This is a genomic window from Microcoleus sp. MON1_C5 (assembly GCF_036701875.1).
Classification (GTDB): Bacteria; Cyanobacteriota; Cyanobacteriia; order Cyanobacteriales; family Microcoleaceae; genus Microcoleus.
In genome coordinates this window covers 21340-34467 of sequence record NZ_JAUBRN010000017.1, presented here as the reverse complement: position 1 = coordinate 34467, position 13128 = coordinate 21340, and the positions used below count along the sequence as shown (strand labels likewise).

Here is a 13128-nt window from a genome sequence, read left to right as displayed (position 1 = left end):
AATCAAAATTGATATGACAGAGAAATCCCACATTTTTTTAGCGGGTGCTAGTCGAGGAGTCGGCTTAGAAATCGCGAAATGTCTGATAGCACAAAATATGCAAGTAACTGCACTTTTGCGATCGCCCGCAACCAGCACCGAATTAGAAGGAATGGGCATCAAAGTCGTGACTGGCGATGCTTTGGATGCTGCCGCTATGGAAGTGGCAATGGCTGGCGGTGAGCCAATTCATGCCGTAATCAGCACAATTGGCGGCTTGCCCAAAGATGGGGAAAGAGCCGATTATTTGGGCAACAAAAACTTGATTGATGCGGCTGTCAAAGCAGGCGTGCAAAAATTTATTTTAGTTTCATCCATCGGCAGCGGTAATAGTGCCGCTGCTTTGCAACCGCAAGTTTTGGAAACTTTGGGCCCGGTTTTAATTGAAAAGGAAAAAGCCGAAAATCATTTGATAGCAAGCGGGATGATTTATACAGTGATTCGTCCGGGCGGACTCAAGTCGGAACCTGCAACAGGCAACGGTATTTTAACAGAAGATAGTCTAGTTGCTGGAACTATTCACCGGGCGGATGTAGCGCAGCTAGTTTGTCAGTGTTTAGTTTCTGATGCTGCTAACAATAAAGTTTTGTCGGCGGTAGACAGGCAAATGCTTTACGGCAATCCAGAATTTGAGGTATTAAATCTTTAGGGGCTGGTTTAGCGCAAAATAAGCTGTTTCGCATCTAAATTGTATTTTTTGGGCGGGCTAGGAGCAACACCCCACAAGAAAATTTAACTTTTGTGGAACAGGCATCTTGCCTGTTCCTAAAAATGCTGCAAGATTTTGCACTCAAGAATCGAAAGGCTTAATCCACGATCGCCCGATCGCCCAATCCAAAACCAAACCCGCGATCGCAAACAATACCACACTCTCGGCACCGCGAACCGCAAACGGCAATAACTCCTGTAGGGGGGGCATCTTCCCGGGTTCAAAAAACAATCCAGCATCCAATTGTCCAAAAGCCCGCACCAACCCAAAAGCCAACACCGCACCAGATTTAAGCTGCGGGTTAACATCTCGGCGAATCGCATAGCGGTAAGTCACGCCGAACAAAAAACCGCCCAAAAGTGCGATCGCCCCTCTGAAGGCAAAATTTAGGTCAATTTCCCTTACCTGCAAACTCGCCAGAGAATCCAACCTATCCGCTAGAATTAAGCTATTACCAAGGGCGATCGCCCCAAAACCAAGCAAACAAGACAAACCAGCAACAGTCCCTGCCTTCAAAGATTCTACCCGTTCAGCCGCACTAAAATTTGACGAATCCTTCACAGCGCCCTCATTTCAAAAATGGCTCAAATTGACTTATCATAAGGTTTGGAGTCACTTTGTACAGTTTGTTCAATAAATAGCTATGGATATTTTGTCACTCGGTTGGGTTTCGGTGCTAGTTCTGTTCTCCTTCTCAATTTCAATGGTCATTTGGGGACGCAACGGTTTCTAGATTCCAGAATAGCTTGCGGGGCAGGCTTTTTAACGGCCCCGCATTTTTTTAAATCCTATTTAATTAAATCAAAATAACAGGAGTAGGAAACATGACAGCAAAAAAAATATTAATGCTAGTCGGCGACTTTGTAGAAGACTACGAAGTAATGGTTCCCTTCCAAGCACTGCAAATGGTAGGTCACACCGTCCACGCCGTCTGCCCGGACAAAGCTGCCGGCCAAACAATTCGCACCGCAATTCACGACTTTGAAGGCGATCAAACCTACAGCGAAAAACCCGGTCACAACTTCACTTTAAACGCGACTTTTGACGAAATCAACCCGGCAGACTACGACGCTTTGATTATCCCGGGAGGGCGCGCCCCAGAATACATCCGCCTCAACGAACAAGTGCTGCAAATTACCCGCTACTTTGCCAACAGCAAAAAGCCGATCGCATCTATTTGTCACGGCTTGCAGGTTCTAACCGCCGCCGGCGTACTCGAAGGCAAACGCTGCACCGCATACCCCGCTTGCAGCCCCGACGTACTCCGGGCCGGCGGCAAATATACAGAAGTTCCCGTTACCGAGGCCGTAGTCGATGGCAATTTAGTCACCGCCCCCGCGTGGCCAGCACATTCTAACTGGCTGGCTGAATTCCTGAAAGTTTTGGGAACGAAGATCGAACATTCAGAGAAAGTCGAAGTATGACTATTTTCACAGTCAAAGTTAAACCGAATTCCAAACAGCAAAGCATCGCAGAACAACCCGACGGCAGCCTCACAATACATCTCAAGTCGCCGCCTGTTGAGGGTAAAGCCAATCAAGAATTAATCATGCTGTTGGCGAAAAAGTTTAAAGTGCCGAAATCTGCGATCGGCATTAAATCCGGTTTTTCCTCTAGAAATAAACTTGTGGAAATACCAATTGAGCCTTTAACTTTGAAATAAAAGTAATAACACATCTATCTAAAGAGGGATTCAGACTCAACTTTAAAATCCTATATTAGTAGTTGTAGAGTTAGAATATAAAATTATGAGCATTGAAAATAGAGTCGAAGCAACAGCGAAGAATATTGAAGGCAAAATCCAAGAAGCTGCTAGCGAAGTTACAGGCAATCAGAAAGATAAATTAGAAGGTCAAGCCAAGCAGGACGAAGCATCAGCAATTCACCTGAAAGAAGACCTCAAAGATAAAGCAAAAGAGATTGTAGACAAAGCTTAGTAACAGTATTTGCTACAAGTTTCCTGCCTACTCAATCCAGCAAACCTATCGTTTGCTGGCTTTTTTTTGATCGCCCAAACTTGTAGGATGCGTGAGGGGGGCTATTAGTATCAGGCAAACACCTCGCGATGCCAAGAATCTCAGGCTCCCTGACGCACCCTGTTCGACTAAAAATCGCTGCAATAAAAAAGCCAGGGATTGATATCCCCAGCTCTAAACATACCAGAATTAGTTTTGAGAGTTGGTAGGGCGATGTTTCAGAATCGACCCCACCCACTTTTACCCAAATTAAATCAGCGTAATGTCAGAAGCCGTAATGCCCGGTCTGCCATTCAGAATTGCCAGCGTAATGCCTTGGTCAACAGTACCAGCACCGTTAGAATCAAATCCTAGTCGTCCGGTTTGATTTTCATAAAAGACGAACGGTTGGTTGGGATCGGCCCCGGCTGGACCAAACTGGCCAGTGTAAGTCCCGCTCTCAAGCACCAAGAACGACCTCGAAGAAAGTCGATTCGCTTCGACTGCCTTCAAGCCGTTGAAGCCGTTTAACGCCAAGATAAACTTGTCTTGACCGACAACAAAATCTCCGATTGCGTCTGGCTCAGTACCCAATGCGCTGCCGGGGGTGGTGCCGAGGGTGACGCCCTCGCCTTCGTTGGTGTAGTAGAAGCTGTCATTGCCACTGCCACCAATCAGCGTGTCAGCACCAGGCCCGCCGCCGAGAGAGTCGTTACCGTCGCCCCCGATCAAATAGTCCTTACCAAAGCTACCCAGAACCGTGTCGTTCCCACCGCCGCTATTTAAGGTATCGTCCCCGAATGTTGTTGCGTTTTGTACCTCGCCGAACAGTATGTCATCCCCAGCACCGGTAGTGATGACATCAGTGCCGTTGCCACCAATAATGTAGTTGCTGCCTAAGGTATCGGTAATCAAGTTGGCGACTGTGCCGCTAAAGGTGACGCCGCTAGCGTAGGAGATGAAGTCGTTACCCGCAAAGTTGCCGATCACGCGATCGCGCTGGCTGCCAAAGATGATGGTGTCACTTCCCTCGCTACCGTTCATGAGGTTGGTGACGGTGAAGCTGCTGCCAGTAGTAGGATTGGTGTAGCCAATTAACAGATCGTTGCCCAGCCCGCCTTCGAGAGTAATCAAAGCAGTACCAGTAGCATTACCAAAAAAGGCCTTGGTAGCATCGATAGTATCGTTGCCATCTCCAGCGGCTGCATTAGTAAAGGTACCGCTCAGGCTGTCGTTGCCTTCACCGCCAATCATCGTATCGCTGGAGAAGGCAGCGACGATCGTGTCATTGCCCACTCCACCGTCGAGCAAGTTGCGACCCGCGAAGCCTGCAAATGAACTGGAGGCGCCTACACTCGAAAGTGCAGACACCGTCGCCGACACGATGAAGTCGTCGCCTGCACCTCCCAACGCGGTATCCGAAGTGGCAAAAACGTTGATCGTGTCGTTACCGTCGCCGCCCTCAAAGAAGTTTCTGCCACCGCCAAACTCGCCGATCGCGCCGTAGAGAGAATCGTTGCCGCCTCCGCCAATCAAGGTGGTTCTCTCAATGCCGATCGTGATAGGCCTCGGATCAAACGGGCTGCTTTGCGTAGTGTTGGTAATAAATAAGATGTCGTCGTCATTATCGCCCGACAGGTAGCTGTTGCTGGCGACACCTCTTAGGGTGTCGTTGCCTCTACCGCCAAAGAGACTGTCTCTTACATTGATACCTACAACCAAGTCGTCGCCCAAATCACCCCGCAAGTAGTTGCTGCCTTCATTGCCAGCGAAGCCAATACCCAAGGCACCATCTAAAGAAAGGTTGTTGCCACCGCCTGCGATGAAGAAGCCGATCGCGTCATTGTCCTTACCGCCGTAGAGGGAGTCTCTTCTCTGGGCCCCTCCCAGCATCGTATCTGCGCCCTGATTACCAAACATCAGGTTAGCTTCGACTGTACCTTGGAGGAAGTCTTCTCCCAAACCGCCGGCCATGGTAGCCTGGGCTTCAGCGACTATGGTGTCCAAGCCTGCGTCGCCAAACAGCAAAGCCGGAGTGCGCTGAGATCTGATTGAATCTTCGTCGTCGCCGCCGTATATGGTATCGTTCGGGCCAACTGAAACTAGAGTATCGTTATCGCCTTGGCCAAATATTAAGCTGCCGCCCAGGGTGGAAGTTCTAACGAAATCCGCCCCGGCTCCGGCCAATACTGTATCCGGGCCTAGTCCCGGAAGGTTTAAATCTAGTTGATTAGGATTGTCATCTAACGTTGTCATAAAGCTTCACTCCTCTACTTGTTGGTCATCGCTGGTGCGACTACAGACACTGCCTAGAACACCGAATGTTTGGATTCCGCTGTAGTTTAACCTGTTTGCCAGCCGCAAGTCTAGCCTACTGGCGTTAACCCTGTCTAGACTTTCTCCCTCGCGGACTTTTTGCTTGTAAGCTTTTATTTTCAAAGTCTTCACCCTTTAATAATCCTGGTGCACTGTCTCAGGTGCTCACGCTCCATAAGACGCGCCTCATATTCTTAATGTTCCACTTTGGATTGGCGGTCGGGGATCGCGTCCCGGGGAGGAAATTAAAGATTAAAAAAGGCAGATCTGGGTGATCGGGAAGACAAGGGAAATTGGGAGATTTGTTACTTGGTAACAAGGCTTTGTGGCAATTTCCGGTTTTCCAGGCAGGGCCGTCATTTAATAATTCTGGCCCGGATTGAACTGCGTACCGCTCCGGGCTTTAAAAGTCTACGCCCCGCTTTAGTTCTACGCCCCGATCGCCGTAGTGTTTGTGACAGTATACCTCGGAGTGTACGCTTGCCAAGTCAAAGTAAGCGTGGGGTTTGTGGCAGCGCCCGGTGATAATAATTTCTGTATCCCGCGGCTTGCGTAGCAGGGCTTCTACGATCGGCTCTACTGCCAGCAGTTCTAAGTCTACTGTGGGATTGAGTTCGTCGAGAATAATCGTTTTATACCAGCCGCTGGCGATCGCACATTTGGCGATTTCCCAGCCGCGTTCTGCTTCTATGCAGTCTAGCTCTTGCTGTTGCCCCCGCCAAACTATAGCATCTCGGCCGCACCGCTGGTGGTCTACTAGCTGTGGATAGCTTTGCCGCAAAGCTGCGATCGCCGCATCTTCGGTATAACCGGTACCACCTTTGAGCCATTGCACGATTAACACCCGGTGAGATTGGTCTTGACTGATACCCCTACCTATTGCCTGCAAAGCTTTGCCCAAAGCGCTCGTAGACTTGCCTTTGCCCGCTCCAGTGTATATTTCGATACCGGAAATATGATGCTCTGCCGCTGCGGGGTGATAGTGCGGCTTCATTTCTGAGTGTAAGTCGGCAATCTCCAGCAAAGCTTCCGGGGCCGCTCGGCCTGTGGCGATGACTTCTAAATATTCGGGTTTGTTTTTGAGGGTTTGGACTACTTCGTCAACTGGCAGCAAACCCAAGTCCAATAAGGGGTTTAGTTCGTCTAGTACCACCACGGAATAAAGTTCGCTGGCGATCGCTCCTTTGGCGATATCCCAGCCTCGCTGAGCTTCTGCGCGATCGAAGCGGGTGATTGCTTCGGCCCCAAAATATTCGGCTCTGCCGGTACGCACTTGGTCGATCAAGTGCGGAAATGCCCGTTGCAAGGCTTCTATTGCCCCGTCTTCGTCGTAGGAGCGGCCGGGGCCTTTGAGAAAGCGCAGCAACAAGACTCGCGTGGGCGAGTCAGAATTAATACCCAGCCCGATCGACCGCAACACTACTCCCAAAGCTGCCTGAGACTTGCCTTTACCAGCGCCGTCGTAGACGTGAATCTGGCCCGCGGCGCGTTCCGACCGGGATGAGGCTGTCCGAATACCAATGCCATTCCTTACCATAATCAGCAGTTGTTTGAGTCTGTAGCGGGGTGGGTATTCGATCGCGCGCCTTGAATGTTTAATTTTTCCATTCTCTTGGCGGATCTCAACAGATTATACGATAACTCCTAACGCCCAATCTTTTAAGCATCGATCTAACGCAATCAGGTGCTCAAACCTCCAGTTAAGATTATTCCGTTTGTGCTGTACAATTAAAATTTAACACGGGCTGATATACCTAAAAGCTTATGATTGCGAGTGTTTTCCCATTTCGGACTGTTTTGGTGCAAATTTTAATTATGTTTTTGGCGATCGCGATCGAATCGTGGTTTTTGCAAAAACTACTTAAACTTGGCCCCAAAACCAGCATTGAATATACAGCCATCCTCAATCTCTCTTGCACTTGTGTGGGCTGGTTAGTTTTCTTGGGCATTGAAAGCGTTCTTACCAAAGATTTACGGGAACAGCTTATCGGTTATATTTTATTAGGCAGAGGGGATAATGTTTACGCTCCAATAACTCTGATAGCACTCTCAGTATTAGCAGTAACTTTTATAGCTAAATGGCAGGGATTAGAATTCATAGAAAACATGGTTTCCGGCAATAAGAAAGCTTCCAAGCCTCAGTTTTTAGGGCCGCCAACCCTCACCCGCCGTGCTCCCAAAAGAACTTTTCAAGTAACTACCCAATTTGGGGGAATTTTAATCGCCCACACTGTTAGCAATGTCGTTATTTTAACCGTGTTGTTTTTGCAAAGCGTCTACTGAAATTTATGATGAAGCAATTTTTGGATGTCACTCAGCAACTCACTAAACTGACAAACAACCTTTGGGAAACCAATAAAAAAATCCAAAAGGCGATGATTCCGCCTAAAGTTGTCCACTGGAAGACTCCTTTACTGCTCAGCATCTTTTTAGCTTTGCTGACAGTGGCGACAGTCACTGACTGGCGGACGAGAACTCTGCTTTTTGATATGAGCTGGTTATTTTTTACACTTTCAATGGGTTTGCTGACCAGTCAGCAACCTTTTGTGATTAAAGGAGTAAGTCTGAGTCCGTGGGTGACAAGCATTTTAATTGGATTGTGGTTGCTGGTAAGATTGCCGTCGGATAGGAAGGAAATAGCATGGATATCCGGCCCAATTATAGCAGTAGTAGTTCTTGCTACAATAGAGGTTTGGAATAGCGAGTCAAAACGGGAAGGTATCAGGTCGTTGGTGCGCCCTCAGTTTTTGATGATTACTCTAGTTCACCTGCTGTTTTCCTGTTGGTTTGCTTTTCACTTTTTAATTCAAGGTTGGATACGACAGTACCCGAGCGTTTTATCCCAGGATTTGAGGCAAAGCGATTATGTGGTGACATTTCAACAGCCAACTATTAATCGCTCCCGAGGAGTTGTTATCCTCAATGCAATGGAGAGATACCTACAAAATGAAGCCCGCACAAAACCGTGGGCGCAGGTAGAGCAAATGTTAATAGATATGGACAACGAGCGGTTTTTTCTGCGGAATCAAGCCTTACAAACAACTGGGGTAGTCGCAGAAGATGCGAAGTGGGATGTCAAAACTTCGATCGTCCAAGGAGATTCCCGCTATCAGTTAGAGATGGAGGCAATTTGGCTGGGGCTGGTTTTTAGACCGGAAACATATTCGTTTACCAAATCTTGCGAGGTGTTCGAGATAGGCAATAGGGCGACTGTAACCTGCGGTGCCATCAAACGCTCTCAACCCGGACAGAAAAAAGATGGAACGGCGGGGGACAGTCAAGTTTGAGCTTGTCTCAGGCAGTTAGGAGAGTGTTCCCGAAGAAAGGGGAAGAGGGGGAGATGGGGAGAGTATCCGATCCCGAGAGGCGGAGATGGGGAGAGTGGGAGATGGGGGAGAATCTTCCCTCGAACCTCGGACTTCTTCCTTCAACATCCAATCCGTTAAATCCCTTAAATCCCCATTCACTGCGCGTTGCCGAACTTCCTTTTTCCTTATATTAAAGTATTGATTGCGAAAGTTTCCAGCGGGTTAATAACTAGATGAATTTGAGAAGAATCTTGACAGTCGCGACCAATGTATTTTGGGAAGTAATTCGCGATCGCATCCTTTACTTAATTATTATTTTTGCTCTGTTGATGGGCGCCTCGGTACGGTTGATACCGGAATTGGCGGCGACAACCGAGAAGAAAATTATCTTAGATGTCGGTTTGGCTGCTATGAGCATTCTCGGTCTAATTGCCACAGTTTTTGTGGCTACCGGACTGGTCAACAAAGAAATTGAAAAGCGCACTGTTTATCTGTTAGTTGCTAAGCCGATAAGTCGGGCTGAGTTAATTGTGGGCAAGCACTTAGGGCTGTCGGCGGTGCTGGCGGTGCTTGTAGCAGCAATGACTGTTATCTATCTGGTTATTCTGAGTTTGAGCCGCATTCCTTTCCCTTTGGAAAGCATTTTAATCGCTTCGTTGTTTGTCTGGTTTGAGCTGTGTCTGATGGCTGGTGTCGGGATTTTATTTGGGGTTTTTAGCAGTTCGCTGCTGGCAACTTTACTGACATTTGGCGTTTATTTAATGGGACATTCGACGCGGGATTTAGTGGCTTTGGGTAAGTTAACTAAAAATCCAGGTCTTGAACAATTGATGATGGGACTTTATCTCGTTTTGCCGGATTTAGCTAGATTCAATTTGAGAAACGATGCTGTTTACGGACAAGTTCCTTACTTAGCAGGTTTGATTACAGATGCTGCCTACGGTTTGCTGTATGTGGTGCTGCTGCTGTCAATTGCGATCGCCATATTTTCCCGTAGGGAGTTTTAAAACGCGCCTGCCCTACTTTCAAAAGTTTGAGTATATCTATCAAATTATCACGCTAAAATATCAAGGAGGCGCTAGCTCAGAAATCTCGACTAAAACTCAAACTTTTAATTGATCCCGAATAAGCTGTTCTGTATTTAAATAGTACCTTTGGGCGGGCTTTTCTGCCCTCCCCACAAGATCGGGACTTACGCATCGGGGCCGAGAAACCGGGTTTGTTACCGAATCTGCGGTCTACAACGCGTCTTTTCGTAAAAAAACCGGTTTCTAAACAATCGTGCGTAAGTCCTAAAGATGTTGAAGAGAAATCACCCTGTAAATTAGATTACGATAGCTTAGCAGTAATAAAAAGTGAAATTATGTTAGTGGAAAAACTAGAACAATTAAAAGATATTTTCGCACAAATGGAACGGGCTTTGATTGCCTACTCCGGCGGAATTGACAGCACTTTGGTGGCAAAAATCGCTTTTGATGTGTTGGGCGATCGCGCTTTGGCAGTGACGGCAGTTTCCCCATCTTTACTGCCAGAAGATTTAGAAGATGCGCGCATTCAAGCAGCAGAAATTGGGATTGCCCACCAGGAAGTAGAAACTCAGGAAATGGCAAATCCAAATTACACTTCCAACCCGGTTAACCGCTGCTATTTCTGCAAAAGCGAACTGCACGATACTTTGAAACCGCTAGCACTAGCAAAGGGTTATCCTTATGTGGTGGATGGGGTGAATGCTGACGATTTAAAGGATTACCGTCCAGGGATTCAGGCGGCAAAGGAACGCGGCGCGCGATCGCCCTTAGCAGAAGTAGGAATCGCTAAATTTGAAGTGCGGCAGTTGGCAAAAGAATTGGATTTGCCTTGGTGGGACAAACCTGCTCAACCTTGTCTGAGTTCGCGCTTTCCTTACGGCGAAGAAATCACCGTTGGAAAGTTGCAAAGAGTGGGGCGCGCCGAACGGTATTTGCGACAGTTGGGACTGAAAAATTTGCGAGTGCGATCGGACGGAGATACGGCGCGCATTGAGTTACCCGCAGAAGAAATTCAGGAGTTTGTGCTAAATACGGATTTGCCTGCATTGGTGGCGGTGTTTCAGGAGTTTGGTTTTGTGTACGCGACTTTGGATTTGGAGGGGTTTCGCAGCGGCAAATTAAATCAGGTTTTGCAGCCGCAGTTGTTGCAGGCAAAAGGTTGATTAATTTTTCCCAATACAAAAATTTTTCATGATTGATGTAGTTTGGGACATCGACAAAGGGGAACAATGTCAATCGAACCTTTACCTTTGTTGATGTAGCAACTTATACCTTTCAAGGCTCGAATTGTTAGGATTACAAGACTTACGCAAAAGTAACGTATTACTGTCGCCCAGCCAACTCAGTGATATCAACTCCGCTAGCCTCGGAATTAATATTACTCACAGTCAGGACACCGCGAGTGCCTAAGTCCCTACCCCCATTAATTGTAGGGACTTAGGCACTCCCGGTGTTCTCTATATCATTCCGATGCAACCGGAAACAATATAAAGTAATCTCAAACTGGTGTTGCTTAATCAGGGTATGAAAAAAATAACTTTAAAATCCAAAAGCTTTATGGATACTGGTTTCTATGACGCACATATTTAACGTTTCATACCGTAAATCAGCAACGCCTAGGATGTTTGCCGTAGATTTGGGATGTGCCATGTAATAGCAAATCCGGTTTTAATACCCCCTTTATTTCTTAGTCCCCCTTTGCTCGGACGAAAGTTTGACTCTATGCAGCGGTTTCAACCGCCGATTCATAAAGAGGGCGACTAACTTTCAAAGCCCGAGTCTTATCAAGGAGTAGTTGGCTGAATTTGCTGTGGCTGCATTTGCTGCAGCTGATTTTGGAGCAGAAGTTGCTGCTCCTCGATCTGAATTCGCCGATTCTCAAGATTTATTTGCCGCTGTCTGTCTTCAAGATCCAGTCTTCTGTCTTCAAGTTGCAGCAGTCTGTCTTCAGCTTGCCGCTGTCTGTCTTCACGTTGTAGCTCTCTTTCTAGCAGTCTGTCTTCACGTTGCTCTTGTCTGTCTTGACGTTGTTCGCGAAGCTGTCTGAGCTGATTTCGCCGCTCGAAATCTCCTCCCAAAAATAAGTTTTGAAAAGCGTTGATAGTTGCTTGAAACCCAGTAAAAACGCCGCTAACAGCGCTGATCCCAGTTGCAACTCCGGCGATCGGCTGCAAGAATGTGCTGATATTGTCTGCTACCCTAGTATAGCCCGATCGCGCTACGAGAATCACATCACTGTTGCGGAGAGTTGGGTTATTATTAGGATTCAACCCTTGAGCAAAATCTACCTCGATCGTGCGGCGAGAAACAGTACCGTTGGGGTTCAAACGCAATAGTTCTACCTTGTCTTTTTTAGCCCGCAATTGATTGAAACTGCCTGCAGTCAGCAAAGCTTGGTGCAGGGATGTACTGGGTCGCACCAGCAAAGCCCCAGGCCTAATTACTTCTCCTACAATATTGATGCTAATCGCGTTCGGAGAAAAACTGCTATTTGCGACTTGAGAAACTTCAGCTAAGTCTACAGTAGATGCTGTCGGGATAATCACGCTATCTCCTTCTTGCAGCAAAACATCTTGGGTAGCATCACCTTTTTGCAGCAAATCCCAAAGATTTACCATGATAGTTTGTTCAGTACCTCCTCTAATTCGGCGGCGGATTTGTACGCGGCGAATATCCGCTTCTGTAGTAATACCACCAGCAATTTTGAGTGCTCTAGTTATTGTTGGTAAACCTACAACGGCTCCTTGCTGTTGCTCGATAGATACAAAACTCAGTTCTGTTTGTTGGTTGGTCGATCGCAAATCAGCAGCAGATATAGTATAAGGCCCAGGCCTGTTTACCTCGCCGACAATTACCACGCCAATTGGTTTAGTAATATCAGCGGAAAAATTAGCACTGGCTCTTTGACGAACTTCTTGAGTATTCAGGGCCCTTGCTGTCGGTACAAAAATTGTATCTCCATCTCGAATGGTAACGTCTTGACGCAAATTTCCCGTCTCTAAAAAATCCTGCAAATCTACAGTAGTAACTTGCTCCGGCCCGCCTCTGCGGGGACGGCGAATTTGGACATTTCGCATATCTCCTGCTGATGTCACCCCTTGTGCAAGTTGCAGCATTTCCATCAAAGTCGGGAATTTTACTCCTCCTCCTTCTCTAGTGGGATTAATCTTGTAGGAACCCGGGCGAGTAACTTCACCCGCAAGACCTATATTTAGGGGGCGAGCGACGATCACAGTCACGGTAACAACGGGAACATTGATGAAGGGTTCGTATCGCTGGGTAATCACGTTAGCGGCTTGTTGCAGCGTCAACCCTTGAATTGAGACGCTGCGAATGATTGGCAAATTGAGCGTCCCGTCAACTAACACTTGATATTCCTTGCTGAATTCAGGGACGCCGAAGATATCTAAAGCAATGCGATCGCCCGGGCCTAAAGTATAAGCTGCTTCTGGTGTCAGCGAACCAGAATTGCCACTCGCCGGCAAACTCGAACCCGGAAGAGGCGGCGGCGGTACTCTCGGCCTGTTTGGGTTAGGAGTGCCTGCAGGAGTTCTGACGGCAGGCAACTGAGCTATACTGGGCAGCGAACTCAATAGCACCAGGAGTGCTGACAAACTCAGACTTGTAGCGGTTTGAATGGTATGTTTCATCTTTCTTCCCTGGTTGCAGCCTGCCAATGAACGAGAGCAATTTAGCTAGTTGATTTTAGTTTATTTTCCCTGCTGTCCAGTGTAGCCTCGCTTCGCTGCAAAATCCACAGGTGGAAGCATAAA

The 13128-nt window shown here is 47.5% G+C and carries 13 protein-coding genes; 9 read left to right on the top strand and 4 right to left on the bottom strand.

Annotated features, from left to right (window positions below):
* Window positions 1-13 precede the first annotated feature (13 nt).
* Window positions 14-688 carry an SDR family oxidoreductase gene (locus QUA71_RS11020; protein ID WP_333284824.1) on the top strand — a complete coding sequence of 225 codons (675 nt, stop codon included), beginning with the start codon at window positions 14-16 and terminating at the stop codon, window positions 686-688.
* A 141-nt stretch (window positions 689-829) separates the two neighbouring features.
* Here the strand turns inward: QUA71_RS11020 and QUA71_RS11015 are convergent, their stop codons facing one another.
* Window positions 830-1309, bottom strand: a complete 480-nt coding sequence (locus QUA71_RS11015; protein WP_333284822.1) for a hypothetical protein — start codon at window positions 1307-1309, stop codon at window positions 830-832.
* Window positions 1310-1391: 82 nt separating this feature from the next.
* On the opposite strand from QUA71_RS11015, the gene petN reads away from it, so the two are divergent.
* From petN to QUA71_RS10995, 4 genes are all read left to right on the top strand, one after another.
* Window positions 1392-1481: a cytochrome b6-f complex subunit PetN gene (petN, locus tag QUA71_RS11010; protein ID WP_071883976.1), complete on the top strand. Its 90-nt coding sequence runs from the start codon at window positions 1392-1394 to the stop codon at window positions 1479-1481.
* A 91-nt stretch (window positions 1482-1572) separates the two neighbouring features.
* Window positions 1573-2172, top strand: a complete 600-nt coding sequence (locus QUA71_RS11005; RefSeq protein ID WP_333284820.1) for a DJ-1/PfpI family protein — start codon at window positions 1573-1575, stop codon at window positions 2170-2172.
* Window positions 2169-2411 carry a DUF167 domain-containing protein gene (locus tag QUA71_RS11000; RefSeq protein ID WP_333284818.1) on the top strand — a complete coding sequence of 81 codons (243 nt, stop codon included), beginning with the start codon at window positions 2169-2171 and terminating at the stop codon, window positions 2409-2411. Before QUA71_RS11005 ends, QUA71_RS11000 begins: the two co-directional genes overlap by 4 nt.
* 85 nt (window positions 2412-2496) lie before the next feature.
* Window positions 2497-2685, top strand: a complete 189-nt coding sequence (locus QUA71_RS10995) for a CsbD family protein (RefSeq protein WP_006631016.1) — start codon at window positions 2497-2499, stop codon at window positions 2683-2685.
* A gap of 288 nt (window positions 2686-2973) precedes the next feature.
* Here the strand turns inward: QUA71_RS10995 and QUA71_RS10990 are convergent, their stop codons facing one another.
* Together QUA71_RS10990 and QUA71_RS10985 are read right to left on the bottom strand one after the other, a co-directional pair.
* Window positions 2974-4959 (bottom strand): calcium-binding protein, encoded by a 1986-nt coding sequence (locus QUA71_RS10990; RefSeq protein WP_333284816.1) that lies wholly within the window; start codon window positions 4957-4959, stop codon window positions 2974-2976.
* 463 nt (window positions 4960-5422) lie between these two features.
* On the bottom strand, window positions 5423-6556 hold the full coding sequence (locus QUA71_RS10985; protein WP_190731861.1) for a cob(I)yrinic acid a,c-diamide adenosyltransferase: 1134 nt from the start codon (window positions 6554-6556) through the stop codon (window positions 5423-5425).
* Window positions 6557-6783: 227 nt separating this feature from the next.
* Between QUA71_RS10985 and fraC the strand changes: the two genes are divergently transcribed.
* The 4 genes from fraC to larE all read left to right on the top strand — a co-directional run bounded on the left by fraC (window position 6784) and on the right by larE (window position 10518).
* On the top strand, window positions 6784-7302 hold the full coding sequence (gene fraC / locus QUA71_RS10980) for a filament integrity protein FraC (RefSeq protein WP_190657547.1): 519 nt from the start codon (window positions 6784-6786) through the stop codon (window positions 7300-7302).
* Between the two features lie 5 nt (window positions 7303-7307).
* Window positions 7308-8306 carry a DUF5357 family protein gene (locus QUA71_RS10975; protein WP_333284813.1) on the top strand — a complete coding sequence of 333 codons (999 nt, stop codon included), beginning with the start codon at window positions 7308-7310 and terminating at the stop codon, window positions 8304-8306.
* A 254-nt stretch (window positions 8307-8560) separates the two neighbouring features.
* A complete protein-coding gene (locus QUA71_RS10970; protein WP_333284811.1) occupies window positions 8561-9334 on the top strand; it encodes an ABC transporter permease in 774 nt (257 codons plus the stop codon).
* 356 nt (window positions 9335-9690) lie between these two features.
* Complete coding sequence (gene larE, locus QUA71_RS10965) at window positions 9691-10518, top strand: ATP-dependent sacrificial sulfur transferase LarE (protein ID WP_333284809.1); 828 nt, start codon at window positions 9691-9693, stop codon at window positions 10516-10518.
* 621 nt (window positions 10519-11139) lie between these two features.
* Here larE and QUA71_RS10960 read toward each other — a convergent pair.
* The gene (locus QUA71_RS10960; protein ID WP_333284807.1) at window positions 11140-13005 is read right to left on the bottom strand and encodes a polysaccharide biosynthesis/export family protein; all 1866 of its coding nucleotides are present in this window, start codon (window positions 13003-13005) and stop codon (window positions 11140-11142) included.
* Between the last annotated feature and the right edge of the window lie 123 nt (window positions 13006-13128).

Coding starts and splice junctions, on each gene's coding strand:
- QUA71_RS11020 (WP_333284824.1), top strand. CDS start 14: ATGACAGAGAAATCCCACATTTTTTTAGCGGGTGCTAGTCGAGGAGTC.
- petN (WP_071883976.1), top strand. CDS start 1,392: ATGGATATTTTGTCACTCGGTTGGGTTTCGGTGCTAGTTCTGTTCTCC.
- QUA71_RS11005 (WP_333284820.1), top strand. CDS start 1,573: ATGACAGCAAAAAAAATATTAATGCTAGTCGGCGACTTTGTAGAAGAC.
- QUA71_RS11000 (WP_333284818.1), top strand. CDS start 2,169: ATGACTATTTTCACAGTCAAAGTTAAACCGAATTCCAAACAGCAAAGC.
- QUA71_RS10995 (WP_006631016.1), top strand. CDS start 2,497: ATGAGCATTGAAAATAGAGTCGAAGCAACAGCGAAGAATATTGAAGGC.
- QUA71_RS10990 (WP_333284816.1), bottom strand. CDS start 4,959: ATGACAACGTTAGATGACAATCCTAATCAACTAGATTTAAACCTTCCG.
- QUA71_RS10985 (WP_190731861.1), bottom strand. CDS start 6,556: ATGGTAAGGAATGGCATTGGTATTCGGACAGCCTCATCCCGGTCGGAA.
- fraC (WP_190657547.1), top strand. CDS start 6,784: ATGATTGCGAGTGTTTTCCCATTTCGGACTGTTTTGGTGCAAATTTTA.
- QUA71_RS10975 (WP_333284813.1), top strand. CDS start 7,308: ATGATGAAGCAATTTTTGGATGTCACTCAGCAACTCACTAAACTGACA.
- QUA71_RS10970 (WP_333284811.1), top strand. CDS start 8,561: ATGAATTTGAGAAGAATCTTGACAGTCGCGACCAATGTATTTTGGGAA.
- larE (WP_333284809.1), top strand. CDS start 9,691: ATGTTAGTGGAAAAACTAGAACAATTAAAAGATATTTTCGCACAAATG.
- QUA71_RS10960 (WP_333284807.1), bottom strand. CDS start 13,005: ATGAAACATACCATTCAAACCGCTACAAGTCTGAGTTTGTCAGCACTC.